Below are 23433 nucleotides of genomic sequence, written 5' to 3' on the forward strand. Positions count from 1 at the left end.
CGACACCATGGCGCCTGCCCGGCTCAAGAGGCCGGGGAGGGTGCGCACCGCGCGCCAATGACGAAACGAGGGGACGGGCCCATTCCCAGGGCCCGTCCCCTTGTGACGGGTGCGATCAGGTCCGACCGCCGCCACCGCCGCCGAAGGATCCGCTGCTGCCGGGGGACCAGCGGCGCCGGTGCTGGTCCGGCCTGCGCCGGCTCCCACTGGCGTGCAGCTCGTAGGGCATGAGCCGCTCCCCGCCCTCGGGGTGCACCTCGTCCGGCTCCCGCATCTCGCTGATCTCGTGGACAGCCCCGGTGACCGGCAGATGCGGCTGCTCGGCCTCGGTCGGCCGGTCCGGCTCCCGGCGCATCACGCGGATGCCCACCAGGACGGCCGCCACCAGGGCCCCCGCGATGATCAGTCCGCCGATGAAGGCGCCGAGGGGGCCCCAGACATTCGTCCCCGCGGCCAGTACGACGTAGGAGGCTGTGTCCATATTTTCCACCCGCCTCGCTGAGGAAAGCGAAAAGTGACGGTGACGCCGGTGACGTCACCTGTGTTCCACATTGTCCCACTATGAAACGACACTGCAAAGCGTTGCACCCGGGCGTCGGTCGCACTGGAGGTGGGCAGGCCGGCACCGACTGTCACCTCGACGGCTCGTTGTCGTTGCGGTTCGGTGTCGCGGTCGGCGCGGTGGTGCGCTCGCGGCAGAGGTTGTGCTCATGGCGAGAAGACCACAGGTCCGGACCGGCACCACCGGTGGTTGCCTGTTCAACGGATGCATGGCCGTTTGCGTCCTGCTGCTCGTGGCCTTCGCGGGAAGCTGGATCCGGCTGGCGACTCAACCGGAGCGCGATGAGAGCGATGCCCGGGCAGACCTGCGTGAAAACGTCGAAACGCGACAGGAGCGCCTCGCTCAGGCCGCGGCCGACGGGGATCTGCGAGACGCGGAGATCGCCCGGCTCTTCCCTCCCGCGCAATCCGCCAAGGGACTGGTCGGCATCGACAGGCGGGGCGGATCGGTCACCGTCATCGCCGAAATGCTCGGTCTGGGTCCATCAAGAACGTTCATCTTCGTGGACCAGACCAGCGTGGAAGGCTGTTACGCCTTCCACGTTCCTCTTCCCGCGCGCGGGGCCCCGCGCGTGTCCGTGCGGCACCTGTCCGATGAGACGTGCACGGCCCGCACCGTCAGCCCTCGTCAGGGGCCAGCCGCAGCGAGATCGAGTTGATGCAGTACCGCTGGTCGGTCGGGGTCGGGTAGCCCTCGCCCTCGAAGACGTGCCCGAGGTGGGAGCCGCAGCGGGCGCACCGGACCTCGGTGCGCACCATTCCGTGGGAGCGGTCCTCCACGAGTTCCACGGCGTCGGTGTCCTTCGGATCGTAGAAGGACGGCCAGCCGCAGTGGGACTCGAACTTGGTGTCGGAGGTGAACAGATCGGCGCCGCAGGCCCGGCAGGAGTACACGCCCTTGGTCCTGGTGTCGGTGTACTCACCGGTGAAGGCGGGTTCCGTACCGGCCCGGCGCAGCACCGCGTACTCGGCCGGGGTCAGCTCCGCGCGCCACTGCTCGTCCGGCTTCTCGACGTCGTACGGCATGAGCCCTCAGCCCCTTACTTCGACAGACGGTCCAGAATGCGCGGTCCGAGGTCGGTGACATCGCCCGCGCCCATGGTGAGAACGAGATCACCGGCCTTCGCCATTCCCGCGATCACGTCCGGCACCTCGGCCTTGTCGTGCACGGCCGTGACGTCGGCTCCCGCCGCCCGGGCCGCCTCGACGATCAGCTCGCTGGTGATGCCGGGGATCGGGTCCTCGCGGGCCGGGTAGATGTCCAGGACGACCGAGGCGTCGGCGAGGGCGAGGGCCTGGCCCATCTCCTTGCCCAGCTCCTGGGTGCGGGAGAACAGGTGCGGCTGGAAGACGACCAGGATCCGGGCGTCGCCGACGGCCGCGCGCATCGCCTCCAGGTCGGCGGTCATCTCGGTGGGGTGGTGAGCGTAGGAGTCGATCACCTGGACGCCGGCGGCCTCGCCCTTGAGCTGCAGGCGCCGCTTGACACCGGTGTACGCGGCGATCGCGGGGGCGAGCCCGGCGGCCGGGATGCCGAGGGCGGCGCCCGCGGCCAGCGCGGCGACGGCGTTGTGCGCGTAGTGGCGGCCGGGGACGGAGACCGTGAAGGTCAGCTCGGTACCGTCCAGCACCGCGGCGACCTCGCTCCTCAGGCCCTGCGGTACGACGGACAGGACCCGTACGTCGGCGTCCTCGGCCTCGCCGTACGTCACCGTGCGCACGGAACCGGCCAGGCGCCGGGTGAGCTCGCGCGCGCCCTCGTGGTCGGCGGAGATCACCAGCGTGCCGCCGGGGACGATCTTCGCGGCGAAGGTCTCGAAGGACTCGTAGATCTCGTCCATCGAGGCGTAGTTGGCGTGGTGGTCGAGTTCGACGTTGAGGACGATGGCGACCTCGGGCGCGTACTTGTGGAAGCTGCGGTCCGATTCGTCCGCCTCGGCGACGAAGATGTCGCCCTCGCCGTGCAGCGCGTTGGAGCCGGGGGCGTCCAGGTCGCCGCCGATGGCGTACGACGGGTTCAGGCCCAGCTCGGTGAGGGACACCGCCAGCATGGAGGTGGTGGTGGTCTTGCCGTGGGTGCCGGCGACGGCGAGCGGGCGCAGGCCCTCCATCAGGGAGGCCAGGGCGTCGGAGCGGTGGACGACCGGGATGCCCAGCTCGGCCGCGCGGGCCAGCTCGGGGTTGTCCTCACGGATCGCCGAGGAGACGACGACGCAGCTCGCGTCGTCGGCGAGGTGCTCGGCCGCGTGCCCGATGTGCACGGTGGCGCCCAGCGCGCGCAGCGCCTCGGCGGTCGCCGACTCCTTCGCGTCGCTGCCGGCCACCTCGGCGCCGCGCTGCGCGAGGATCTTGGCGATGCCCGACATCCCGGCGCCGCCGATGCCGATGAAGTGCGGTCGGTCCATGGCGGTAGGAAGGCCGGGTGCCATGCGCTTTTCTCCCCAGGTGGTACGGCTGCGGTACGACGTAGCCTATGCCTTGCTGTGGGAGAAGAGTTTCAGGACCGGTACGCCGACCTTGTGGCGGGCCCGCGAGGCCCAGTCGCGGTGGAAGAACTCCTCCACGTAGTGCGGGTCGGTCAGGACGATGACCTCGTCGGCGTCGACCTCGGTGACCAGGGTCTTCAGGGCGTCCAGCGGGTGAGCCTCGACGAGCCGCCCCTCGGCCTCGCTGCCGGCCGCGCGCAGCGCCCTGAGGGACACATCCAGGGCCCGCTCCCCCTCGCCCTTCGCGGCCTCGCCCTCGGGGGTCTCGCCCTCGCGCGCCGCCTCGTCGAGTTCGCCGAGCGCGATGTCGTCGATGGCCCGCAGCAGCCGGTCCGCCTGGTCGCCGCGGGGCTGGAGCAGCACGTGGAAGAAGACCGGCTCCTCGCCGTGCAAGGTGGTGACGAACTCCACGTCGGCGGACGTCAGGGCCTTCTCGATCATCAATACGCTTGTGAACACCAGGCGGCCTTTCTCCTCCGAGGGCCCACGGCCCCTCCGTCTGCCTCCACGGGCCGTACCGGCCCCTGCGGAAACCATCCTGCCCCGTGATCGCACGGGTATCGCGAATGTGGTGCACCGGCCACGCACCCCGGCCCCGGACAGTCCCGTCGGTGCCGGCTGACCAGTCAGTCCCGTCGGTACCGGCTGAACAGGAAGCCCTCCTCCTCCAGGAGGGAGGCAAGGGTGAAGCGCCGGGGGACCGTGATGGAGGGGCCGCCTGCGATGCGCTGGGCGTTGCCGGCGGTGAGCATCGGGGAGACGGTGAGGCACAGTTCGTCGAGGACGCCGGACGCCACCAGCTGGCCGAGCAGGCGGGGGCCGCCCTCGGTGAGCAGGCGGGTGTGGCCGAGTCCGGCGAGTGCCCGGACGGCGCGGGCGGGGTCGATGCCGACGCCGTCGCCGGCGATCACCACCCGCGCGCCCGCCTTCTCCGCCGCCGCGATCCGGTCGGGGGCCGCCGCGGCGCCCGTGAGGATCAGCGTGGGCACCAGGGGCGAGGTGAACAGCGGCAGCGAGAAGTCCAGCTCCAGGCTCGCGGTGACCACCGCGATCGCCGGGGTCGGCCCCTGCCCGGCCGCCTCCCGCAGCGCCGCGAACTCCGCCCGCGCCCGGGCCGGGCGGTACCCCTCCTGACGTACCGTTTCCGCACCGACCACCACCACGTCGGCCAGTCCCCGCAGCGTGCCGAAGATCCGCATGTCGGCGGCGCTGGAGATGGGCTGCGAACGGCCCTCGTGCTGGGCGGCACCGTCCAGCGTGGCCACCATGTTGGCGCGCAGCCACGGCTCCCGGCCCGCGGGTCCGCGCTCCGGGTAGGCGTAGGCGGCCGCCAGCTCGGCGAGGGTCCACTCCCGGTCCGCGAGGTCCGCAGGGGCACCGGGCGCGCTCGCACCACCCGCCCCACGGGCCCCGTCCGGGATCTGGGCTGCTGTTTCGTCGGTCACAGGGAACAGGCGTCGCATGCCGTGCAGTGTTCCACGCCGCTTACCATGGGGAACCGTGTCGTCCTCCACAGCCCCCTCCGGGCTCAGCCCCCTGACCGACGCGGCCCCGCTGTCGCTGTGCGCCCGCGAGCCGCACGTCCCCGCCGACCGGCTGGTCGCCGAGATGGTGCCGCCGCCGCGCTTCGACTCGGTGCGCTTCGCGACGTACATCCCGGACCCCGGGCAGCCCAGCCAGACCGAGGCCGTGCGGGTCCTGGAGGACTTCGCCGCCGGGCTCGGCGGTGCGCCCTCGGCCGGCTCCGCCAGGCGCGGCTTCTTCGGTTTCGGGAAGAACAAGGGCAACGGCAGGAGCAACGGCGGCGGCAAGGGCAGGGCCGCCAAGGGCAAGGCCCCCGCCGGCCCCCGCGGCGTCTACCTCGACGGCGGCTACGGCGTCGGCAAGACCCACCTGCTGGCCTCCCTGTGGCACGCCACCGAGGCCGAGCCCACCCGCAAGGCGTTCGGCACGTTCGTGGAGCTGACCAACCTCGTCGGCGCCCTCGGCTTCCAGAAGACGGTCGAGACCCTCTCCGGCCACCGGCTGCTGTGCATCGACGAGTTCGAGCTGGACGACCCCGGCGACACCGTGCTCGTCTCCACCCTGCTCGGCCGGCTCGTCGACGAGGGCGTCGCGCTCGCCGCCACCTCCAACACGCTGCCGGGCAAGCTCGGTGAGGGCCGGTTCGCCGCCGCGGACTTCCTGCGCGAGATCCAGGGCCTGTCCGCGCACTTCCGCACGCTGCGCATCGACGGCGAGGACTACCGCCACCGCGGCCTGCCCGAGGCGCCGGCGCCGTACTCCGACGAGCAGGTGGCCAAGGCGGCGTACGCCACCGAGAACGCCTCCCTCGACGACTTCCCGCAGCTCCTCGACCACCTGGCCAGGGTCCACCCCAGCCGCTACGGCGCCCTGACCGACGGCGTGGCGGCCGTGTGCCTCACCGGGGTGCGGCCGGTGCCCGACCAGTCCACCGCGCTGCGGCTCGTGGTGCTCGCGGACCGGCTCTACGACCGTGAGGTGCCCGTGCTGGCCTCGGGGCTGCCCTTCGACCGGCTGTTCAGCGAGGAGATGCTGAACGGCGGCTACCGCAAGAAGTACTTCCGCGCGATATCCCGCCTCACCGCCCTCGCCCGGGACGCCAAGGGACTCGTCGAGACGACGTGACGTAAAGTGTGTGCGTGACTCCTTTGAGTTAACTTGGGCCCATGCAGCCCCTGATCGACAACGCCCGTACGTTCGGACGGCGGCCGGCGGACTTCGCCCGGCTCGCCGAGGGTCAGTCCCCCGAGGTCCTGTTCATCACCTGCTCCGACTCCCGGGTCGTCCCGGCCCTGATCACCGGCGCCCGCCCCGGCGAGCTGTTCGAGCTGCGCACCGCGGGCAACATCGTGCCGCCGTACGCCTCCGAGCGTCCCACCAGCGAGGCGGCCACCATCGAGTACGCCGTGGAGGTGCTCGGCGTCCGCGAGGTCGTCGTGTGCGGCCACTCGCACTGCGGGGCCGTCGGGGCCCTGGTCCGCGGGGACGACCTCGACGCCGTACCCGCCGTACGGGACTGGCTGGTCCAGGCGGCGCCCCTGCCCAAGGGTGCCGCGGAGGACCCGGCGGTCGCCGAGGGCGTGCAGGCGCACGTCCTGACGCAGGTGCTGCGGCTGCGCTCGTACCCCTGCGTCGAGCAGCGGCTGGCGGACGGGCGGCTGAATCTGCGCGCCTGGTACTACGAAGTGCACACCGGCGTGGTGCTCGCGCACTGTCCGCGCACCGACACCTTCACCGCTCTGTGAGCACCGCTCTGTGAGCACCGCACTGTGAGCGTCGCGGCCCGCCCACTTTTCCCGGGCCGGGCCTATCGTGGAAACAGTCGCACAAGAAGCAGACGGCCGTCCGTCCGAGGAGTCGTCATGGTGCAAGAACTGGTGACCGCTGTGATCGCCGCGGGCTGCGCGGGATTCGTGTACCTCGCCGCGGCGATGCGAGTCGTCAAGCAGTACGAGCGCGGGGTGGTGTTCCGGCTCGGGCGGCTGTCCGGTGAGCCGCGACCACCGGGCCTGGCGATGATCGTCCCGTTCGTGGACCGGCTCTACAAGGTCAACCTGCAGATCGTCACGCTGCCGATCCCCGCCCAGGAGGGCATCACCCGGGACAACGTGACCGTACGCGTGGACGCGGTCGTCTACTTCAAGGTGGTCGACGCGGCGAACGCGCTCATCCGGGTGGAGGACTACAAGTTCGCGGTCTCGCAGATGGCCCAGACGTCCCTGCGCTCGATCATCGGCAAGAGTGACCTGGACGACCTGCTGTCCAACCGCGAGAAGCTCAACCAGGGGCTGGAACTGATGATCGACAGCCCGGCCGTCGGGTGGGGCGTGCAGATCGACCGCGTGGAGATCAAGGACGTCTCCCTGCCCGAGACGATGAAGCGGTCCATGGCCCGGCAGGCGGAGGCGGACCGGGACCGGCGGGCCCGCATCATCAACGCGGACGCGGAGTACCAGGCGTCCAAGAAGCTGGCCGAGGCGGCGCAGCAGATGGCCGACACGCCCTCCGCGCTGCAACTGCGGCTGCTGCAGACGATAACGGCCGTCGCAGCGGAGAAGAACTCCACGCTCGTCCTGCCCTTCCCCGTGGAACTCCTCCGCTTCCTGGAAAAGGCCCAGCAGTCGCCGGAGCCGGAGCCGCAGAGGTCGCTCGACCAGGCGCCGGCCGCCCCGATCACCCCCGTCCGCACCACCGCCGACGCGGCCACCCCCGAGCCCCCCGTCCCGGACGGCACCGGATCCCACCCGCAGACAGCTCAGCCGTAGGGGCGGCGGGGCACACGCAACCGGGTGAAGGGGTGGTGGCCCGTGGCCGGGAAGAGCTCCAGGGACGCGGCGAGGCGGCAGGACGTGCGGCACGGCACGGCACAGGAGCACGCCGAGGTCCCCCTGCGCGAGCTGCTGCGGGTCCCCGTCGGCGAGGTGATCGACCTGTCCGCGTACGACGCGGCGGCCACGCCCGCGGGTCCCCGGGACAAGGCCGCCGGCCGCACGGAGGCGGCCCGGATGGGCAAGCCGCTCGCCGCCCTGCAGGAACGGTTGTGGGCGGCGAGCACCGCCGGTGACCGGCGCCGGATCCTGCTGGTGCTGCAGGGCATGGACACCAGCGGCAAGGGCGGCACGGTCAAGCACGTGATCGGTCTGTTCAACCCCTCCGGCTGCCGTATCCAGGCCTTCAAGGCGCCCACCCCGCAGGAGCTGGCCCACTCCTTCCTCTGGCGGATCCGCAAGGCGCTGCCCCGGCCCGGCGAGATCGGCATCTTCGACCGCTCCCACTACGAGGACGTCCTGATCGCCCGGGTCCACGACCTCGTCCCGCGCTCCGAGATCGAGGACCGGTACGACCGGATCAACGGCTTCGAGCGGTCCCTCGCCGAGAACGGCGTGACCGTGATCAAGTGCTTTCTGCACATCTCCTTCGACCGCCAGCGCCGCCGCCTGCTCAAGCGCCTGGACAACCCGGACAAGCACTGGAAGTTCGACCCCGCCGACATCGACGAGCGCTCCCTGTGGGGGGCCTACCAGGAGGCGTACGGGATCGCCCTGCGCCGCTGCGCGGCCCCGTACGCGCCCTGGTACCTGATCCCGGCGGACCACAAGTGGTACCGCAACTGGGCGGTCAGCCGCCTGCTCCTCGAACACCTGGAGGCGCTGGACCCGCGCTATCCGGCGGCGGACTTCGACGTGGAGGAGTGCCGCGAGCGGCTGCTGAAGCAGCGGGACCCGTGACCGCGCCGTCCGCCCGCCCGTCTGTCCGCGGGGTGGCCATCGGGTGGGTGAGCGTACGGCCGTGCCACCGTTCGTACGACCGGAGAAGGCCCTAGATTCGTAGGGTGATCCCACTTGTACGACGAATCGCCGCCGTCTGTGTGCTGGGCGCCGTCCTGGCCGCCTGCGGCAGCACCCAGGCGTCCCACGCCGGACGACCGGCCCCCTCGACATCGTCGCGGTCCACCACCACCACCGCCCCCGCCAAGCCCACCCCCTCCCGGCCGCCGACCCTCGCCCCGGCCCCCGGCGGCCTGACCCCCGTCTTCAGCAACGGCCCCCGGACCAAGGGGAAGACGGTCGCGCTCACCTTCGACGCCGACATGACCGCCGACCAGGGACCGCGCGCGGCGGCCGGCGAGCACTTCGACAACCCGGAGCTCATCGCCACGCTCCGCACACTGAAGGCGCCGGCCACGGTGTTCATGACGGGCCGCTGGGCCGAGCAGTACCCCGACCAGGCCCGCTCCATCGGCGGCGATCCCCTCTTCGAGCTCGCCAACCACTCCTACAGCCACTACGCGTTCACCGCCGACTGCTACGGCCTGCCCACGGTGTCCGCCGACCGCATGCGCTCGGACGTGGAACGCGCGTACGAGGCGTTCCGCAAGGCCGGCGTGCAGCACGCGATGCCGTACTTCCGCTTCCCCGGCGGCTGCTACGACCAGCAGGCCCTGCGGGCGCTGAGCCCCCTCGGCGTCACCGCGGTGCAGTGGGACGTGGTGAGCGGCGACGCGTTCGCGACGGACGCGGACGCCGTGGCCCGGCAGGTCCTGGGCGGGGTCCGGCCGGGCTCGGTCGTGGTCATGCACTGCACCCGCAGCGCGGCCCCGACGACCGAGCGCGTGGTGCGCACGGTCGTGCCGGAGCTGCGCAAGCGGGGCTACCGCCTGGTGAAGGTCTCCGACCTGATCGGCGCCTCGGCCGGCCGCACCTGACCTGTCGGCCGGCAGTCCTGCGCTGGATTCATGAGCGGCGACGACACCAGCGACTACTGCCTGATCGACGCGTCCAGGCCGCCGAAGGCCGACGGTCCGCCGTACGCGAAGTGCGTGCTGTGCCGCAAGCCGACGGAGTACCCGGAGTCGTACAAGGGGATCACGCTCTGCCCGGCCTGCGAGTGGCAGGAGGCGCAGCGTACGGCCTGCTCGGGCTGAGCGGGGCCGGCGGGGGGCCGATCACACGGCTGGCAGACTGGAGGGCGTGAGCACCGACGAGACCACCACGGCCACGGCCACCGCCACCGCCACCGCCACCGAGGACAGCCCGTTCCGGCCCGATCCCGGCGCACGCGATCAGGCGCGGCAGTTCGTGCTGCCGCTGGTGGTGCGGATCGAGCGGGCCGCCCCTCCGGCCCGTACCGACGCGCTGGAGACCGCGGCCCGCGCGGTGCTGGTGCTGCTCGGCGACGAGCGCTCGTCCGGTGCCGGCGAGTGGGCGCAGGCCGTACGGGACTGGCAGGACGCCCGGATCCGCAAGGTGGTCCGGCGGGCACGCGGCGCCGAGTGGCGACGCGCGGAGGCCCTGCCCGGCATCACGGTCACCGGGGAGACGGCGGAGGTACGGGTCTTCCCGCCCGTCCCCCTCGACGGCTGGCCCAGGGACCTGGCCAGGCTCCAGGTCTCCGGCACCGACCTGGACGACCCGGAACCCCCCGCCGAGCCGGACCCGGACCTGCCCGTCCTGTGGTTCAACCCCGACCTGGACATGTCCGCGGGCAAGGCCATGGCCCAGGCGGGCCACGGCGCCCAACTCGCCTGGTGGGAGCTGCCCCACGAACACCGCACCGCCTGGCACGACGCCGGCTTCCCCCTCGCCGTCCGCACCGCCGACCCCGTCCACTGGCGCGAACTCACTTCCGCGGGACTGCCGTTGGTGCGCGACGCGGGCTTCACGGAGATCGCCCCGGGTTCCTGCACGGTGGTCGCCGACCACCCGGCGCTGCGCCGGGGCCACTCCTAGGCCCTGTCGTCAGCCGCCAACGTCCCCTGGTGGAAGTACAGACGCCAGCCCGTCTCCGTCAGCCGCCACAGGGAACTCCGCCAGACCCGGCGCCCCTGGTTGTCGCCGAAATACGTCAAGTGAACGATGCCCGGTGCGAGGACTTCCCCCGACATCCTGCTGACCTCGACCGGGGCTTCCGGGGACACCGTCCCGGCACTCGTCACCGTGAGGATCGACTCCGCGTCCCACCAGCGGCCCGACGCTCCGATCTCGGTGAACTCCGGGTCCAGCAGCTCCGAGACCAGGGCGGGCGAAGCCCGCACCTCGGGGGCGAGGAGCCGCAGTTCGCCGTCGATGGCCGCCTGCACGGCCCGGTCGTTCTCGTCCGTCATACGCGGACCCTACGAACATCCCCCGGCCCGTGCACAGCGAATATTGCCGGGGTCCGGCCTACCTCAAATGTTGCTCTGAACGTGCGGGTCCCGGGATTCGCGGCCGGGCGCCGGGGCCATACCCCCCTCACGTGCCCAGGCATGGAGGCAGGAGAGAGCGAGGGGATCATGGAGCGGCTCGGGGTGGGGATCGGGTGGCGGCCGGAGATCGCGAAGGCCGTGGAGGGGATGCCGGGTGTCGACTGGGTCGAGGTCGTGTCCGAGAACGTGTGCCCCGGCCATCTGCCCGAGTCGCTGCTGCGCCTGCGGGAGCGTGGGGTGACCGTCGTGCCGCACGGTGTCTCGCTCGGCCTCGGCGGGGCCGAGCGGCCCGACGAGCGTCGGCTGAAGGCGCTCGCCGAGCGGGTGGAGGCGCTCGGCTCGCCGCTGGTGAGCGAGCACATCGCGTTCGTGCGGGCGGGTGGCGCGCCGACCGCGTCGCCGCGGCTGGAGGCGGGGCACCTGCTGCCCGTGCCACGCACGCGTGACGCCCTCGACGTGCTGTGCGAGAACGTGCGTATCGCGCAGGAGGCGCTGCCCGTGCCGCTCGCCGTCGAGAACATCGCCGCACTGCTGGCTTGGCCCGACGATGAGTTGACGGAGGATCAGTTCCTGTACGAGCTGGCCGACCGCACGGGGGTACGGCTGCTGATCGACGTGGCCAATCTGCACACCAACCACGTCAACCGGGGCGAGGACCCGGCCAGGACGCTGGCCGAACTCCCCCTGGAGGCCATCGCGTACGTCCATGTGGCGGGCGGCTTCGAGCGGGACGGCGTCTGGCACGACAGCCACGCCCACCCGGTTCCGCGGCCGGTCCTCGACATCCTGGCCGGCCTCGCCTCCCGCGTGTCCCCGCCGGGGGTGCTGCTGGAACGCGACGAGAACTTCCCCGAACCCGAGGAGCTGAAGCGGGAGTTGGACACGATTCGGGAGGCGGTGGAGCTGGGTCGTACGTCCGCCGTGCGGCGGTCGTACGAGGCCGTCCGCACGCCGAGGCGGGCCGAACACGCCACCGGGCCCGCCCGGCAGCGGCTCGCCCTCGCGCAGACCGCGCTTCTGTCGGCGCTCGTCGCCGGGACACCCGTGCCGGAGGGGTTCGACCGGATACGGATGGGCGTGCAGGCGCGGGCGCTGGCGTCGAAGCGTGCGGATGTCGTGGCCAGGGTGGCGCCTGAGCTGCCGGTGCTGCTCGGCGAGGGCTACCGGGCCGCGTTCCTCGCGTATGCACAGGCCCATCCGATGAGCGGGGGCTACCGGCAGGACGCCATGGACTTCGTGGCGTCCCTGCTGCTCGCCGGGCGGCCGGACGATCCGGCGGTCCGGCGGACGCTGCGGGAGTGGCGGCTCGAGCGGTCGGGGCCGGCCCCGCGGTCCCGCAGGCCCGGGGTACGGGTGGCACGGGCGGCACGGAAGGTGCTGCTGCGGCGCTGAGGCGCGGGGCGGTGCGGTACGTGCCCGTACCGGAAACGAACGGAACGTCACATACAGGCCACACTCTGTCCGGATCGTGAACAAGGCATGGTGTTTCCCAGGCCCCTGGCATGGAAACGCGTCATGTTCTGGGTCCTTCTCCTGCTGCTGGCCTGGGTCGTTGCGGGCACGGCGTGTACGCGGCTGTGTCTGGCCGCCGTACGCGCGGCCGACGTCGACGTGGACGTGGACGCCGGTCGGGGACATGAACTGACGCTGTACGAGGCGGCGTTCCTCTCGGGCGGTCCCGCGCGGGTCGTCGATGTGGCCCTCGTCTCCATGGCACGCCAGCGCCGGCTGCTGCTCGCGCACACCGGCTGGGCGACCGTCGTCGATCCGTGCGGGCGCGACGAGATGGAGCGGTCCGTCATAGAGGAGATCGGCCCGGAGGGACAGTCCCGGATCGCGCCGGTGCGCGCGGCCACGGCCGCCGCGGACGCGGTGCGCGGCCTCGCCGACCGCCTGGTCCGTGCCGGTCTCGCCGTGCCGGAGGGGGCGGGGTCGATCGCGGCCGGGGTCCGCCAGGTACGAGCCGCGACGTCGGCCGTCGTCGCCCTGGGCGCGACCGCGCTGCTGCTGCCCGGCCCGACCGGGATGCCCCGCGACCTGATCGCCCTCTGGTTCGCGCTGCCGCTCGCGCTCACCCTGAGCTGCCTGGCCATCGCCCGCATGGAGGTCCACCCGTACTCGCGCTGGGCGTCCCCGGCCGGACAGCGCCTGCTCGGCACGCTGACCCGGCGCGTGAACGGCGCCGGTGACGACCGTGCGTATCTGGCGTCCGTGGCCGTACGGGGCATCCGCGCGATCGGCGAACCGGACCTGCGCGCCGCCTTCGCCCACCGCGACGCGCCCTTCCGTGACCGGGACTGACGGGCGTACGCGCGCCGACACCGGCGCGAGGGTGCTTGCCTTCCCGCCGCGGTGAACGAAACCCTTGGGCCGCTGCCGTGCGCCGAAGGGATACATGATGAGAGCTGCCGCCGTCCGGACGGCCGCCGGATGCCTGGTCCTGACCGCCCTCGCCGCGGCCCCGGCCGGCGGCGCGGAGCGGGCCCCCGGCGCGGCGGCGGAGCAGCGCGGCACCGTCGTGGCGGCGGCGCGCGCCCGGGCGGCCGGCATCGACTTCGGCAGGTGCCCGAACGCGCGGGACATGCCCCGCACCGTGGAGTGCGGCACGGTCTCGGTCCCGCTCGACTACGCGCGCCCCGACGGCAAGCTGATCCGGCTCGCCGTCAGCCGGGTGCGGGCCACCCACAAGGACCCGCGCAACAGCAAGCGCGGAGTGCCCCGTCAGGGCGCCCTGGTGTTCAATCCGGGCGGGCCGGGCGCCGACGGCACGTCCTTCCCGCTGGTCGGTCTGCTGCCCGAGTGGAAGCGCATCGCGTCCGCCTACGACCTCGTCGGCTACGCCCCACGCGGGGTGGGCCGCTCGGCGCCGCTGTCCTGCGTGGACCCGAAGCGGTTCGTCAAGGGGCCGACGCCCGCGCCGACGCATCCTTCCGAGGCGTACAAGAAGCAGCGCGTCGCCGAGGCCAAGGCGTACGCCGACGGCTGCGCCCGGCGCGCGGGCAAGGCCCTGCGGTACTACAACTCCCTCAACAACGCCCGCGACCTGGACGTCCTGCGTGCGGCTCTCGGTGAGGGCGGGCTGACGTTCCTGGGCTCCTCGTACGGCACCTATTTCGGCGCGCTGTACGCCACGCTGTTCCCCTCGCACGTGCGCCGGATGGTCTTCGACGCGGTGGTGCACCCGGCGCCCGACCGGATCTGGTACCGCAACAACCTCGGCCAGTCGGCCGCGTTCGAGGGTCGCTGGGCGGACTTCCGGGACTGGGTGGCCCGGCATGACGAGGTGTACGGGCTCGGCCGCACGGCGGAGCGGGTGCAGGCGAGTTACGACAGGGCGCGGGCGCGGCTCGCCGTCGAGCCGGCGGGCGGCTCGGTGGGGCCGGGGCAGCTGCAGGGCCTGTTGCTGACGGCCGGATACGACGACGACCGGTGGCCGGGTGGTGCCGCGGCCCTGTCGGCGTATCTGAAGGGCGATCCCAAGCCGCTGGTGGAGCTGGCGGCCCCGCGCCGGGAGGGGGCCGCGGAGGCGGAGAACGGCAGCGCGGTCTACACGGCCGTGGAGTGCAACGACGCCCCCTGGCCGACGGACTTCAAGGTCTGGGACCGGGACAACACTCGGCTCGCGCGCGTGGCACCGTTCGAGACCTGGGGCAATGTGTGGACGAACCTGCCGTGCGCCTACTGGCAGGCGCCCCGGCAGCGGCCCCTGGACGTGCGGACCGGGCCCGGCGAGCTGCCGCCCACGCTGATCCTGGCCGCCGAGCGGGACGCGGCCACGCCCTACGACGGCGCCCTGGAACTGCGCCGGCGCCTGGCCGGCTCGGTGCTGGTGACCGAGCGGGACGCGGGCTCGCACGGCATCGCGGGCGGGCCGAACCCGTGCGTCAACGCGTACCTGGACGCCTATCTGCTCCAGGGGCGGCTCCCGGAGCGGCAGGCGGCCTGCGCCCCGCACCCGGAGCCGCGGCCGGGCGGCCCGACCTTCCGGGAGTCCCGCGCGCGGCAGCTGCGGGACGCCCTGCGGGAGAGGACCGACCGGCCCGCCGCCGGGAAGTGATCAGGCCGGCCCCGCGACCAGGTCCGCGATGTCCTTGCGGCGCCCCGTGCTGCATCATCCGGGGGACAACCCCCGGACCCCCGGCCGGCCTCGGGCCCCCGCCAGGTGTCAGGCCAGTCCCGCCACCAGGTCCGCGATGTCCTTGCGGCGCCCCGTGCTGCATCATCCGGGGGACAACCCCCGGACCCCCGGCCGGCCTCGGGCCCCCGCCAGGTGTCAGGCCAGTCCCGCCACCAGGTCCGCGATGTCCTTGCGGCGCCCCGTGAAGAAGGGGATCTCCTCGCGCACGTGCATGCGGGCCTCCGAGCCGCGCAGGTGGCGCATGAGGTCGACGATGCGGTGCAGCTCGTCGGCCTCGAAGGCGAGGACCCACTCGTAGTCGCCGAGGGAGAAGGACGCGACCGTGTTGGCGCGCACGTCCGGGTAGCCGCGGGCCATCTTGCCGTGGTCGGCGAGCATACGGCGGCGGTCCTCGTCGGGCAGCAGGTACCAGTCGTAGGAGCGTACGAACGGGTAGACGCTGACGTAGTTGCGCGGCGTCTCGTCGGCGAGGAACGCCGGGATGTGCGAGCGGTTGAACTCGGCGGGGCGGTGCAGCGCCATGTTCGACCACACCGGCGTGAGCGCGCGGCCGAGCCTGGTGCGGCGGAAGAGGTTGTACGCCTCCTGCAGCTGGTCGCTGGTCTCGGCGTGCCACCAGATCATCAGGTCGGCGTCGGCGCGCAGGCCCGAGAGGTCGTACGTGCCGCGGATGGTCACGTCCTTGGCGGCGAGCTGGTCGAACAGCTCCTGGACCTCGTCGGCGTAGCCCGCGCGGTCCTCGGGCAGCACGTCCTTCAGCTTGAAGACGGACCACAGGGTGTAGCGGATGACCTCGTTGAGGTCCTTGGCCAGCTTGCCCTTGTTCGGGATCCTGCCGGGCTCGGGGGTGGGGGCGTCAGCACTCATGGGGCTATTCTCCCGCTCCGCCGTGCAGGCTCTGCACCGGGGCCGCGGTGAGTTCCTGCACACCACGCAGGTCACCGCCGAGCTGGTCCACGGCGGCGTACGCGCTCGCGATGCACGCCGGGATGCCCACGCCGTCGTACACCGCGCCGCACACCGCGAGGCCCGGGAGCTTGCCGACGTGCTCGCGGATGCGGGCCACGCGCGCGTGGTGGCCGACGGGGTACTGGGGCAGTCCGTCGGTCCAGCGGGTGACGCGGGTCTGGAGCGGTGCGGCGTCCAGGCCGGTGGCCTCGCGCAGGTCGTGCCGGGAGACCTCCACGAGCTCGGCGTCCTCCCGCCCCAGGATCTCCGTCTCGCCGTACCGCCCCACGGAGGTGCGCAGCACCACCACGTCCGGGTCCTCGTCGGCGATCCAGCCCCACTTCCGGGAGGCGAAGGTGGACGCCTTGATGGTCCGGCCGTCGACGGGGGGCACCAGGAAGCCGCTGCCCTGGGGCAGGACGGCGTCGGCGCGGCGGTAGGCGAGGGTGATCAGGGCCATGGAGGCGTACTCGACGGCCCGCAGCTCGGCGGCGGCCTCGGGGGACTCGGCGCGCAGCAGGTCGGCGGCGACGGGCGCGGGCACGGCGACGACCACGGCGTCGGCCCGCAGCACGCGGTCCCCGGCGACCACCCGCCAGGACGTGTGGTCCTGCCTGCGCAGCTCCGTCACGCGCGTGCCGGTCAGGATCTCTCCGCCGCGGGCGCGCACGGACTCCGCGACCGCGAGCGGCAGCCGGCCCACCCCGCCCTCGATGCCCATGAACACCGGTCCGGTCTGCTGCGCGGCGGCGGCCCCGGCCTGGATGTCACGGACCGCCTCGGTCAGCGAGTCGTGGGTCTGCGCGGCCTGGAAGAGCTGGGGGACGGCCGAGCGCATCGAGATGCGGTAGGCGTCGCCGGCGTAGACCCCGCCGAGCAGGGGCTCGACCAGGCGGTCGACCACCTCGCGGCCCAGGCGCGCCGCCACGTACTCGCCGACCGCCACGTCCTCGCCGACCTCCGTGCGGGGCAGCTCGGCGTCGCGCTCGATGCGGGCGAGGCCCTCCTCGGACAGCACGCCGGACAGCGCGGAGGCCGTGCCGGGGACGCCCATGACGTGCCCCTTGGGCATGGGGCGCAGGGCGCCGCGGGTCCAGATCGAGGCGGTCGCGGTGGCCGGCGGCTGGAGTCGGCCGGCGAGGCCCGTCTCGCGCGCGAGGGTCACGGCCTCGGGTCGGCGGGCCAGCATCGACTCGGCGCCCAGGTCGACGCGTACGCCCGCGATCTCGCCGGGCAGCAGCTTGCCGCCGACCCGGTCCGCCGCCTCCAGCACGGTCACCCGCGCCCCGCGCCGCAGCAGCCGGTGCGCGGCGGCCAGCCCCGCGATACCGGCCCCGATGACGACGACATGGCCCGTGTCCGTACCCGTTGCGCTCATGAGCCCACTCTCTCAGACCCCACGGACACCCCACCCGCGCCCCGGTGTCCGGCACGAGTCCCGAACGTGACCGCATCGGAACCGTATTCGTCCAACGTCCCGTGCGGGTCGTGCGTCGAAGAAGCAACAGTCGTCACAACGACCCTTGGGGGGCGCCCTTATGCGCGCACGACGTTCCGTTCGGCCCGTTCCCGCCCTGGCCGGGCTTCTGCTCGCCGCCGCGCTCGCGCTCAGCGGGTGCAGCGCGGGCGGCAGCGACGGCCTCTCCGCCGACAAGGCCGCCGGGGGCGCCGCCCGGGGCGATGCCCGTGAGGCCGCACCGGACACTGACAGGGGCAGCGGCGGGGGCGCGGCCTCCGGCGCGAAGGCCACCGCGCCGCCCCGGCTCACCGCGAGCCACATCATCCGCACCGCATCGCTCACCGTGCAGGTCAAGGACGTGCCGAAGGCCCTGGACGCGGCCCGCACCGCCACCGAGAACGCCGGCGGCTACGTCGGCGACGAGACCACCACCCGCGACGGGGCGGGCCACGCACGCACGCGCGTGGTGCTGCGCGTGCCCGCCGACCAGTACGACGAGGTCCTGGCCGGTCTGGAGGGCGCCGGCAAGCTGCTCGACCGCACTGCGAAGGCTCAGGACGTCACCGATCAGGTCGTCGACGTCGAAAGCCGGATCAAGTCCCAGCGGGCGAGCGTGGCACGGGTGCGTGCGCTGATGGACCGGGCGACCCGGCTGAGCGACGTGGTCACCCTGGAGGGAGAGTTGAGCCGCCGCGAGTCCGACCTGGAGGCGCTGCTGGCCCAGCAGGCGTCGCTGAAGGACCGCACGAGCATGGCCACCATCACCCTGTCGCTGTCCCGGACGCCGGCGCCGAAGGCCGCCGCCCACGACGACCGGCCGGGGTTCGTGGACGCGCTGTCGGGCGGCTGGCACGTGTTCGTCACCCTGCTGCGCTGGATCGCCCTGGCCGTCGGCGCGGTGCTCCCGTTCGCCGCGGCGGCGGCGCTGCTCGCCGTGGTGTGGCTGCGGGTCGTACGGCCCCGGCTGCCGCGCCGCCCCGAACCCGGACCCGTGCCCGTGCCCGTCCCTGCCCCTGCCCCTGCCCCTGCCCCTGCCACGCCCGAGCCGGCCGGGGAGCCGGGCGGGCGGGACTGAGAGGACCTGTCCCCCGTAGCGTGTCCCCATGAGGACGAGCGCCAAGGAACGACTGGTCGTGATCGGCGGCGACGCCGCGGGGATGTCCGCGGCGTCGCAGGCACGGAGGATGCGCGGGCCCGACGAGCTGGAGATCGTGGCGTTCGAACGCGGCCACTTCTCCTCGTTCTCGGCGTGCGGCATCCCGTACTGGGTGAGCGGCGACGTCGACGAGCGGGACCGGCTGATCGCCCGCACGCCCGAGGAGCACCGCGCGCGGGACATCGATCTGCGGATGCGCACCGAGGTGACGGAGATCGACGTGGCCGCGGGGCGCGTCCGCGCGCGGGACGTCGATTCCGGCGCGGAGTCCTGGACGTCGTACGACAAACTCGTGATCGCGACCGGGGCCCGTCCGGTCCGCCCCGACATGCCCGGCTTCGACGCGCCCGGCGTGCACGGTGTGCAGACCCTGGACGACGGCCAGGCCCTGCTCGACAGCCTCACGCGCGCGCGTGGCCGTCGGGCGGTGGTGGTCGGCGCCGGTTACATCGGCGTGGAGATGGCCGAGGCGATGATCAAGCGTGGCTACGAGGTGACGGTCGTCAACCGCGGCAAGGAGCCCATGTCCACGCTCGATCCGGACATGGGCCGCCTGGTGCACCGGGCCATGGAGGGCCTGGGCATCACCATGGTCGACGACGCCGAGGTGACCAAGGTGCTCACCGGTGACGACGGTCGGGTGCGTGCGGTGGCCACCGAGGACGCCGAGTACCCGGCGGACGTGGTCGTGCTGGGCATCGGCGTACACCCCGGGACGGCGCTCGCGCGGGCGGCCGGGCTCCCGCTCGGCGCGCACGGTGGGTTGCTCACCGACCGGGCGATGCGGGTGCGCGGCCACGAGAACATCTGGGCCGGAGGGGACTGCGTGGAGGTCCTGGACCTGGTCTCCGGGCAGTGGCGCTACGTCCCGCTGGGCACCCACGCCAACAAGCACGGCCAGGTCATCGGCACCAACGCCGGCGGCGGCTACGCGACCTTCCCCGGCGTGGTCGGCACGGCGGTGAGCAAGGTGTGCGACCTGGAGATCGGGCGCACCGGGCTGCGGGAGAGGGACGCCCACCGGGTGGGTCTGCGGTTCGAGACGGTCACCATCGAGTCGACCAGCCGCGCGGGCTACTACCCCGGCGCCTCCCCCATGACGGTCAAGATGCTCGCCGAGCGTCGCACCGGCCGCCTGCTGGGCGTGCAGATCGTCGGCCGCGAGGGTGCGGCGAAGCGGGTCGACATCGCCGCGGTCGCCCTCACGGCCGGCCTGACGGTGGAACAGATGACGGCGCTGGACCTCGGCTACGCCCCGCCGTTCTCACCGGTGTGGGACCCGGTCCTGGTGGCGGCGAGAAAGGCGGCGGCCAAGGTCCGCGACAGCGCCCCCTAGGCCGTGCCGTTGAGCCTCGGCAGGGAGGAGACCGAGCCGCTGGAAGCCGTCACCGTCGCCGCCGGCTGTTCGCCGGCCGGCCTGGCGTGTGCGGCGGTGGGCCGGACGGAGCGCAGCCGGTGGCTGACGGCCTCGTCCAGCGTGACCGGCCGCTGCATCTGGGACGCCAGCCGGCCGGCCTCCTGGCCGAGCCGGGCGACGTCCTCCCAGGGCAGCCGCACCACCAGGGAGATCTCGGCCTCTCCGTCGGGCAACGCGTGCATGGGAGGAGTGACTCGGTCGCTCATCTGATCGCCTGTTCCTCACGTCGTCCCCGCGGTCCGCCTTCCCCGGGCCGCGGGTGCTTGAGGATTCATACGGACACGCGGACGGCGGCGTTCACCGATTCGGCGAGCGCATCGGGGGCAGTACTTCCCTGTGGTCATCCCCGTCCATGACGTGAACCCGTCGCGGCGTACCCCCTGGGTGACGTACGCCCTGATCGCCGCGAACTTCGTGGTGTTCCTGCTCACGCCCGGCGTCTCCGGCTCCGTGGCGGGCGGCAGCTCGCTGGCGCAGCTGTGCCATCTGGAGGCGTTCACGGAGCACTACGCGCTCGTGCCGAGAGAGCTGATCCACGGTCAGATGCCGTCGCTGGTGCCGACCGGCGTCGTGGGCGTGGGCGTGCACGGCCCGGGCTGCGTGCTGGGTCCGCCGGCCTACGACAAGTCGCCCGTGCTGTCGGTCTTCACGGCGATGTTCCTGCACGGCAGTTGGCTGCATCTGCTGGGCAACATGCTGTTTCTCCTCATCTTCGGCAACAACATCGAGGACCGCATGGGCCACGTGCGGTTCCTGCTGTTCTACGTGGTCTGCGGCTACGCGGCTGCATACGGATTTGCTCTCACGAACTCCTACTCCACCACCCCCCTGATCGGCGCCTCGGGAGCCATCGCCGGCGTCCTCGGCGCCTACCTGGTGCTCTACCCGAGGGCACGGGTCTGGATCCTCGTCCCCTTCCTCCTCTTCCTGCCGCTGCGGCTGCCGGCCTGGCTGGTGCTGGGCTTCTGGTTCGTACTGCAGGCGTTCTACTCCTCCGGCGAGGCGGTCGCCGAGGCGGGCACCGTGGCGTACTTGGCCCACGTGGTCGGTTTCATCGCGGGCATGCTGCTCGCCTGGCCCCTCAAGCCGGGCACTCCCCCACCGCCCGAACCGGACGGCATCCTCTTCGGACGGCAGGCGCGACGACCCTGGTACCGGGGTTCGACGTAATTCGGAGCCTCTGGAGCAACGGCATGCCCGCTGGCCTGTGGCTTCACCTTCTCGGCTGCCCCAGGTCGTTTCTCTAGGCGCTCGCGTTTCCGCAGGTGGCGAGGCTCTCCGGTGTGATCTCCGAGGACCTGGCCGAATGCCGTCGCCAAGCCGCCCCGCGATCGACGATAGAGCGTCGAGCACGGACCTCGCCCCGAGGTCGCCAACTTGCCCCGTTTTAGAGGCGTTTGTCTCCACCGTTCTTCGTTCCATTGTTGGCCCGTTGGCCCGTTGGCCCGATCGGCCAGGCCGCTGACCTGCCCGTTTCTCTATGCCTAGAGAAACGGGCGATTCGGGTCGCAAGTGGAGAGGCTGCAGGTCAGCTGGTACTTCGCGCCTCCAGGCGAGACGAATTACGTCGAACGCGGTTGGTAGGGCCACACGCCAGGGGCCGGGAAGCGCGAGGAAAACCTGAACGGCTTTGCATAAGTAACATTTGCACTACCGGGCCAGCCGTCGATCGTTGAGCGATTCAACCACCTGCATATTTTACCAGGTTTTTGAACCTCCAGTAGGGCTCATGCTGACTCATCACCGACTTTCCTGACGCCCCGTCAGGCAACAAGCGCTCCCCGCTAGCGGTCACGCCGAGCCCATCCATCACGGCTCGGAGTGGAGGCCCCAGGGGCTCACAGCCGAGCCCAACGGGACCCCCGAGAACCCCACGTCGGAGATGCCACACCACGAGGCGGCGCGAAACATAGCAGGAATTCGCCGGTTAGCCGATGGTGTCCCGCCGGGTGGTGTAGCAGCGATCTCTGCATAGTCCCTGGTCATGGGGCGGCCATCGCGCAACTCTCTGAGTAGCGAAGCTCGTTGAAGCGAGAGGTGACGCGATGGCCTTGTCCCAGCATGACTTACTCCGCCTGTGGGAGTCACTGCGTACGGCGGACGGAATCGAGTTGATCAGGGTCCTGGCCCAGCGGATCCTGCAGGAACTCATCGAGGCCGAGGCCACCGCCCACATCGGCGCGGAGCCCGGCGAGCACACCGAGACCCGCACGACGATGCGCAACGGGCACCGGGCGAAGGTACTGACCACGCAGGCCGGCGACCTGGACCTGGCGATCCCCAAGGTCCGCACCGGGTCGTTCTTCCCCTCGCTGCTGGAACGCCGGCGCCGCATCGACCAGGCCCTCTACGCGGTCATCATGGAGGCATACGTGCAGGGCGTGTCCACCCGCAGCGTGGACGACCTGGTCAAGGCCCTGGGCGGCGACACCGGAATCTCCAAGTCCGAGGTCTCCCGGATCTGCGGCGACCTCGACGCGGAGCTGAGCGTGTTCCGCACCCGGCCCCTGGACCACACCCGCTTCCCCTACGTCTACCTCGACGCGACGTACTGCAAGGCGAGGGTGAACCACCAGATCGTCTCCCAGGCCGTGGTCATCGCCACCGGCATCACCGAGGACGGCGGCCGCGAGGTCCTCGGGCTGATGGTCGGCGACAGCGAGACCGAGGTGTTCTGGAGCGAGTTCCTGCGCTCGCTGCGCGAACGCGGCCTGACCGGCGTCCGCCTGGTCATCGCCGACCACCACTTGGGCCTGGTCAAGGCCGTCCGCAAGGTCATGCTCGGCGCCGCCTACCAGCGGTGTCGCGTTCATTTCCTGCGCAATGTCTTCGCGGTGATCCCGAAGGACTCCGGCGAGATGGTGGCCGCGACGATCCGCACGATCTTCGCCCAGCCCACCGCCGAAGCCGTCCGCGCCCAGCTCGACACCGTCGCCGACATGCTCGGACGACAGTTCCCCAAGGTCAAAGCCATGCTCCTGGAGGCCAAGACGGACCTGACCGCGTTTGCGAACTTCCCCGAGCGACATTGGAAGAAGATCCAGTCGACCAACCCCCTGGAGCGGGTCAACCGGGAGATCAAGCGCCGCGTCGACGTCGTCCAGATCTTCCCCAACCCAGGTGCCCTCGAGCGCCTCACCACCGCCGTCCTCATCGAGATGCACGACGAATGGATCGCCTTCCCCCGCCGCCACCTCCCCGAAGGCAGCATGGACAAGATCTACCCACCTGAAGATCAACCCGACACGGTTACACCACTACAGGGGACGTGACCCGGGCTTCAGGACCGCCGGTTGGCCGGAGGGGTGAGCTTGCCCCAATTCAGGGCTTCGGGGCTCGGGCATCTGGAGTTACAGAAGCCGGGAGGTCTCCAGCACGCGTGCCACGGCGGCGACGACATCGGTCGGCGTCTCCATGTCGAAGGACATGTGATAGCCGCGCAACTTGGCCGTACCGGTGACAGCGATCTTCCAACCCTCGCCGTCGGTGCCAGGGCGGCCGAGCGGAAACCAGCCGAGGTAGAAACAGCCGTCCTGTGGAGAATCCAGGGCTCACGGGAG

At 72.0% G+C, this 23433-nt stretch carries 24 protein-coding genes and 1 pseudogene; 15 read left to right on the top strand and 10 right to left on the bottom strand.

Translation table 11 applies throughout. The features are described from left to right. Positions 1-115: 115 nt before the first annotated feature. The gene (locus ACX25U_RS08045; protein ID WP_454390036.1) at positions 116-481 is read right to left on the bottom strand and encodes a DUF6479 family protein; all 366 of its coding nucleotides are present in this window, start codon (positions 479-481) and stop codon (positions 116-118) included. Between the two features lie 229 nt (positions 482-710). Between ACX25U_RS08045 and ACX25U_RS08050 the strand changes: the two genes are divergently transcribed. Next, positions 711-1220, top strand: coding sequence for a hypothetical protein (locus ACX25U_RS08050; RefSeq protein WP_454390037.1), 510 nt, complete (start codon positions 711-713; stop codon positions 1218-1220). On the opposite strand, the gene msrB is transcribed toward ACX25U_RS08050, so the two are convergent. From msrB to ACX25U_RS08070, 4 genes are all read right to left on the bottom strand, one after another. Continuing rightward, positions 1180-1587, bottom strand: a complete 408-nt coding sequence (gene msrB, locus ACX25U_RS08055) for a peptide-methionine (R)-S-oxide reductase MsrB (RefSeq protein ID WP_454390039.1) — start codon at positions 1585-1587, stop codon at positions 1180-1182. The genes ACX25U_RS08050 and msrB overlap by 41 nt on opposite strands. Positions 1588-1601: 14 nt before the next feature. Next, positions 1602-2990, bottom strand: a complete 1389-nt coding sequence (murC, locus tag ACX25U_RS08060; RefSeq protein WP_454390041.1) for a UDP-N-acetylmuramate--L-alanine ligase — start codon at positions 2988-2990, stop codon at positions 1602-1604. 42 nt (positions 2991-3032) lie between these two features. Continuing rightward, complete coding sequence (locus ACX25U_RS08065; protein WP_454390043.1) at positions 3033-3506, bottom strand: indole-3-glycerol phosphate synthase; 474 nt, start codon at positions 3504-3506, stop codon at positions 3033-3035. A gap of 167 nt (positions 3507-3673) precedes the next feature. Continuing rightward, positions 3674-4510: a pyrimidine reductase family protein gene (locus ACX25U_RS08070; protein ID WP_454390045.1), complete on the bottom strand. Its 837-nt coding sequence runs from the start codon at positions 4508-4510 to the stop codon at positions 3674-3676. Positions 4511-4547: 37 nt separating this feature from the next. On the opposite strand from ACX25U_RS08070, the gene zapE reads away from it, so the two are divergent. The 7 genes from zapE (at position 4548) to ACX25U_RS08105 (ending at position 10300) form a co-directional block, all read left to right on the top strand. Further along, on the top strand, positions 4548-5696 hold the full coding sequence (gene zapE / locus ACX25U_RS08075; protein WP_454390047.1) for a cell division protein ZapE: 1149 nt from the start codon (positions 4548-4550) through the stop codon (positions 5694-5696). Positions 5697-5737: 41 nt separating this feature from the next. Continuing rightward, positions 5738-6316: a carbonic anhydrase gene (locus ACX25U_RS08080; RefSeq protein ID WP_454390049.1), complete on the top strand. Its 579-nt coding sequence runs from the start codon at positions 5738-5740 to the stop codon at positions 6314-6316. Between the two features lie 117 nt (positions 6317-6433). Continuing rightward, positions 6434-7336: a slipin family protein gene (locus ACX25U_RS08085; protein WP_454390051.1), complete on the top strand. Its 903-nt coding sequence runs from the start codon at positions 6434-6436 to the stop codon at positions 7334-7336. A gap of 84 nt (positions 7337-7420) precedes the next feature. Further along, a complete protein-coding gene (locus tag ACX25U_RS08090; protein ID WP_454394153.1) occupies positions 7421-8299 on the top strand; it encodes a PPK2 family polyphosphate kinase in 879 nt (292 codons plus the stop codon). Positions 8300-8403: 104 nt separating this feature from the next. Next, positions 8404-9276, top strand: a complete 873-nt coding sequence (locus ACX25U_RS08095) for a polysaccharide deacetylase family protein (protein WP_454390053.1) — start codon at positions 8404-8406, stop codon at positions 9274-9276. A 30-nt stretch (positions 9277-9306) separates the two neighbouring features. Then, the gene (locus ACX25U_RS08100) at positions 9307-9495 is read left to right on the top strand and encodes a hypothetical protein (RefSeq protein ID WP_454390055.1); all 189 of its coding nucleotides are present in this window, start codon (positions 9307-9309) and stop codon (positions 9493-9495) included. 46 nt (positions 9496-9541) lie between these two features. Continuing rightward, on the top strand, positions 9542-10300 hold the full coding sequence (locus tag ACX25U_RS08105) for an aminoacyl-tRNA hydrolase (RefSeq protein WP_454390057.1): 759 nt from the start codon (positions 9542-9544) through the stop codon (positions 10298-10300). Here the strand turns inward: ACX25U_RS08105 and ACX25U_RS08110 are convergent. Continuing rightward, positions 10297-10674: a nuclear transport factor 2 family protein gene (locus tag ACX25U_RS08110; RefSeq protein ID WP_454390059.1), complete on the bottom strand. Its 378-nt coding sequence runs from the start codon at positions 10672-10674 to the stop codon at positions 10297-10299. The two genes, ACX25U_RS08105 and ACX25U_RS08110, sit on opposite strands and share 4 nt — an antisense overlap. Before the next feature lie 168 nt (positions 10675-10842). Between ACX25U_RS08110 and ACX25U_RS08115 the strand changes: the two genes are divergently transcribed. The 3 genes from ACX25U_RS08115 (at position 10843) to ACX25U_RS08125 (ending at position 14812) form a co-directional block, all read left to right on the top strand. Beyond that, complete coding sequence (locus tag ACX25U_RS08115) at positions 10843-12147, top strand: DUF692 domain-containing protein (protein WP_454394155.1); 1305 nt, start codon at positions 10843-10845, stop codon at positions 12145-12147. 123 nt (positions 12148-12270) lie between these two features. After that, the gene (locus tag ACX25U_RS08120; protein ID WP_454390061.1) at positions 12271-13056 is read left to right on the top strand and encodes a TIGR04222 domain-containing membrane protein; all 786 of its coding nucleotides are present in this window, start codon (positions 12271-12273) and stop codon (positions 13054-13056) included. A 97-nt stretch (positions 13057-13153) separates the two neighbouring features. After that, positions 13154-14812, top strand: coding sequence for an alpha/beta hydrolase (locus ACX25U_RS08125; protein WP_454390063.1), 1659 nt, complete (start codon positions 13154-13156; stop codon positions 14810-14812). Between the two features lie 216 nt (positions 14813-15028). On the opposite strand, the gene hemQ is transcribed toward ACX25U_RS08125, so the two are convergent. After that, the gene (gene hemQ / locus ACX25U_RS08130) at positions 15029-15760 is read right to left on the bottom strand and encodes a hydrogen peroxide-dependent heme synthase (RefSeq protein WP_454390064.1); all 732 of its coding nucleotides are present in this window, start codon (positions 15758-15760) and stop codon (positions 15029-15031) included. A 4-nt stretch (positions 15761-15764) separates the two neighbouring features. Continuing rightward, positions 15765-17219 carry a protoporphyrinogen oxidase gene (hemG, locus tag ACX25U_RS08135; RefSeq protein ID WP_454390066.1) on the bottom strand — a complete coding sequence of 485 codons (1455 nt, stop codon included), beginning with the start codon at positions 17217-17219 and terminating at the stop codon, positions 15765-15767. Positions 17220-17379: 160 nt separating this feature from the next. On the opposite strand from hemG, the gene ACX25U_RS08140 reads away from it, so the two are divergent. Both ACX25U_RS08140 and ACX25U_RS08145 read left to right on the top strand, forming a co-directional pair. Then, positions 17380-18375: a DUF4349 domain-containing protein gene (locus tag ACX25U_RS08140; protein ID WP_454390068.1), complete on the top strand. Its 996-nt coding sequence runs from the start codon at positions 17380-17382 to the stop codon at positions 18373-18375. Positions 18376-18403: 28 nt separating this feature from the next. Next, positions 18404-19792, top strand: a complete 1389-nt coding sequence (locus tag ACX25U_RS08145) for an FAD-dependent oxidoreductase (protein ID WP_454390070.1) — start codon at positions 18404-18406, stop codon at positions 19790-19792. Here the strand turns inward: ACX25U_RS08145 and ACX25U_RS08150 are convergent. Continuing rightward, a complete protein-coding gene (locus ACX25U_RS08150) occupies positions 19789-20079 on the bottom strand; it encodes a hypothetical protein (protein ID WP_454390071.1) in 291 nt (96 codons plus the stop codon). The two genes, ACX25U_RS08145 and ACX25U_RS08150, sit on opposite strands and share 4 nt — an antisense overlap. A gap of 130 nt (positions 20080-20209) precedes the next feature. Between ACX25U_RS08150 and ACX25U_RS08155 the strand changes: the two genes are divergently transcribed. Next, positions 20210-21043: a rhomboid family intramembrane serine protease gene (locus tag ACX25U_RS08155; protein WP_454390073.1), complete on the top strand. Its 834-nt coding sequence runs from the start codon at positions 20210-20212 to the stop codon at positions 21041-21043. 875 nt (positions 21044-21918) lie between these two features. Next, positions 21919-23145: an IS256 family transposase gene (locus ACX25U_RS08160; protein ID WP_454390075.1), complete on the top strand. Its 1227-nt coding sequence runs from the start codon at positions 21919-21921 to the stop codon at positions 23143-23145. A gap of 78 nt (positions 23146-23223) precedes the next feature. Here the strand turns inward: ACX25U_RS08160 and ACX25U_RS08165 are convergent. Then, positions 23224-23415 (bottom strand): annotated as a pseudogene (locus ACX25U_RS08165) (SPDY domain-containing protein); the annotation flags it as partial. Positions 23416-23433 lie beyond the last annotated feature (18 nt).

Source organism: Streptomyces sp. JNUCC 63 (genome assembly GCF_054366325.1).

Excerpts from the sequence above, each read along its gene's own strand:
- ACX25U_RS08045 (WP_454390036.1), bottom strand. The coding sequence starts at position 481 with ATGGACACAGCCTCCTACGTCGTACTGGCCGCGGGGACGAATGTCTGG.
- ACX25U_RS08050 (WP_454390037.1), top strand. The coding sequence starts at position 711 with ATGGCGAGAAGACCACAGGTCCGGACCGGCACCACCGGTGGTTGCCTG.
- msrB (WP_454390039.1), bottom strand. The coding sequence starts at position 1,587 with ATGCCGTACGACGTCGAGAAGCCGGACGAGCAGTGGCGCGCGGAGCTG.
- murC (WP_454390041.1), bottom strand. The coding sequence starts at position 2,990 with ATGGCACCCGGCCTTCCTACCGCCATGGACCGACCGCACTTCATCGGC.
- ACX25U_RS08070 (WP_454390045.1), bottom strand. The coding sequence starts at position 4,510 with ATGCGACGCCTGTTCCCTGTGACCGACGAAACAGCAGCCCAGATCCCG.
- ACX25U_RS08080 (WP_454390049.1), top strand. The coding sequence starts at position 5,738 with ATGCAGCCCCTGATCGACAACGCCCGTACGTTCGGACGGCGGCCGGCG.
- ACX25U_RS08085 (WP_454390051.1), top strand. The coding sequence starts at position 6,434 with ATGGTGCAAGAACTGGTGACCGCTGTGATCGCCGCGGGCTGCGCGGGA.
- ACX25U_RS08100 (WP_454390055.1), top strand. The coding sequence starts at position 9,307 with ATGAGCGGCGACGACACCAGCGACTACTGCCTGATCGACGCGTCCAGG.
- ACX25U_RS08110 (WP_454390059.1), bottom strand. The coding sequence starts at position 10,674 with ATGACGGACGAGAACGACCGGGCCGTGCAGGCGGCCATCGACGGCGAA.
- ACX25U_RS08115 (WP_454394155.1), top strand. The coding sequence starts at position 10,843 with ATGGAGCGGCTCGGGGTGGGGATCGGGTGGCGGCCGGAGATCGCGAAG.
- ACX25U_RS08120 (WP_454390061.1), top strand. The coding sequence starts at position 12,271 with ATGTTCTGGGTCCTTCTCCTGCTGCTGGCCTGGGTCGTTGCGGGCACG.
- ACX25U_RS08125 (WP_454390063.1), top strand. The coding sequence starts at position 13,154 with ATGAGAGCTGCCGCCGTCCGGACGGCCGCCGGATGCCTGGTCCTGACC.
- hemQ (WP_454390064.1), bottom strand. The coding sequence starts at position 15,760 with ATGAGTGCTGACGCCCCCACCCCCGAGCCCGGCAGGATCCCGAACAAG.
- hemG (WP_454390066.1), bottom strand. The coding sequence starts at position 17,219 with ATGAGCGCAACGGGTACGGACACGGGCCATGTCGTCGTCATCGGGGCC.
- ACX25U_RS08140 (WP_454390068.1), top strand. The coding sequence starts at position 17,380 with ATGCGCGCACGACGTTCCGTTCGGCCCGTTCCCGCCCTGGCCGGGCTT.
- ACX25U_RS08145 (WP_454390070.1), top strand. The coding sequence starts at position 18,404 with ATGAGGACGAGCGCCAAGGAACGACTGGTCGTGATCGGCGGCGACGCC.
- ACX25U_RS08150 (WP_454390071.1), bottom strand. The coding sequence starts at position 20,079 with ATGAGCGACCGAGTCACTCCTCCCATGCACGCGTTGCCCGACGGAGAG.
- ACX25U_RS08160 (WP_454390075.1), top strand. The coding sequence starts at position 21,919 with ATGGCCTTGTCCCAGCATGACTTACTCCGCCTGTGGGAGTCACTGCGT.